The organism is Klebsiella sp. 7-CIP_Kleb. (assembly GCF_050378655.1).
Taxonomy (GTDB): Bacteria; Pseudomonadota; Gammaproteobacteria; order Enterobacterales; family Enterobacteriaceae; genus Klebsiella; species Klebsiella quasipneumoniae.
This window is the reverse complement of record NZ_JBNRLJ010000033.1, coordinates 1-1,302: the sequence shown is the minus strand read 5'-3', so window position 1 is coordinate 1,302 and position 1,302 is coordinate 1. Positions and strand designations below refer to the sequence as shown.

Sequence of the window (1,302 nt, the reverse complement as noted above, 5' to 3'; positions counted from 1 at the left end):
GTATGTCAGAGACTGGTTTGATGCATATGTCCCGCCAATAACCAGCAATTGGTTATTGTATAAAACGGTTGTATCTCCGATGTCCGACGTCGGGAGTTTAAACCACATGCGAACTAATTGTTTTGTGCAGGTGGCAGGGATAATGAACGACTCCGGCAGCGTGATTTTGCTCCCGTTATGCTCGTCAACACGAATGCCGCCGCCATCATAGAGCATAGCCATATTCGGATATGCATAATCGTCCACGTAGCACACGTTTCTGATTTGGTCATTCTCGGTATACCCTTCAGTTTTCCCGCCGCCTAGCGAGGTATCACCGAAATCAATGAGGCCTAGAGTGGTGTCGTAAACTCCGGCCTCGCGGTAAAGAATGTCCCCGGAAGCGAGTTCCAGATTTTTGCGTATTTCGTAAGGACCTTTAGTTGCCATTATAACCAACCTTTTTTAATCAGAAATTGATAAACAAATTGCGCGTTAACGTCTGCGCCGATATACAGAGCATTAACCTGTAGCGTCTGGCTCGGGTGTAGCGAATCCTGGCGCAGAGATCTTGGCGTGATGCCGTTGTCAATATCAGTCACGTCCGGCGCGTACGCCGGGTTGTAGTGAGCATTAAAATTAGCGAGCAGGTCCACACCATCTATTTCGCAGTAATTATCCGGAGCCAGTTTTTTATATTCACTGTTGAGATATAAAATCCCGCCGTTTCCGTACGTACCTTTTACCTCCGACGCCATCTGAAACTCAGGTAATAAAACAAAGCGTTTATTATGTGCTGTCAGATGTTCAATAATCGCTTTCGCATCACTCAGTACTTGACCATATTGAGTAGCATTATTCCTCCCTAACCAGAGAAGGTTAATCGCGTCACCATGCTCATCGTACCGCACACCCGACGCCACGGTATTCGTGGAATCAATGGTGTATGGATAATAGATAAATGGCGCAGGTGATGAGACGCCGACAGCGGCGCCAGCGACATCGCGGGTAAACGTCAGCGTTGTTCCGTCCCACGCGAGAGAGCCGTCAACCCCGGCTATATTACCCTTCACAACCTCAGTAAGAGAGGCGTTACCAACAACCTGCAAAACACCCGGGTCAGCAGGAGTTAATGCTACAGAACCAGACGCAGGAATGCTGCCACCCACCGGCGTATACGAAACAGTGTAGGCTCCCTCGCGCAGCGCAACAGTCCGCGACAGCCCGCCAGACCGGCCAAAATTGTAGGTCGGCAGACCGGTTAAATCAGACAGCGTGCGCAGGAATCGCGGGTTAGCCATGAATGAATGACCGAAACCAACA

1 protein-coding gene and 1 pseudogene are annotated in these 1,302 nt (G+C 49.6%); both read right to left on the bottom strand.

All coding sequences use genetic code 11. From position 1 onward, the window contains the following. A partial coding sequence (locus ACQUTI_RS26295; protein WP_428923427.1) for a hypothetical protein occupies window positions 1-429 on the bottom strand: 429 nt, incomplete at its 3' end. Then, a pseudogene (locus ACQUTI_RS26290) lies at window positions 429-1,302 on the bottom strand (right-handed parallel beta-helix repeat-containing protein); the annotation flags it as partial. The gene ACQUTI_RS26295 and the pseudogene ACQUTI_RS26290, both read right to left, overlap by 1 nt.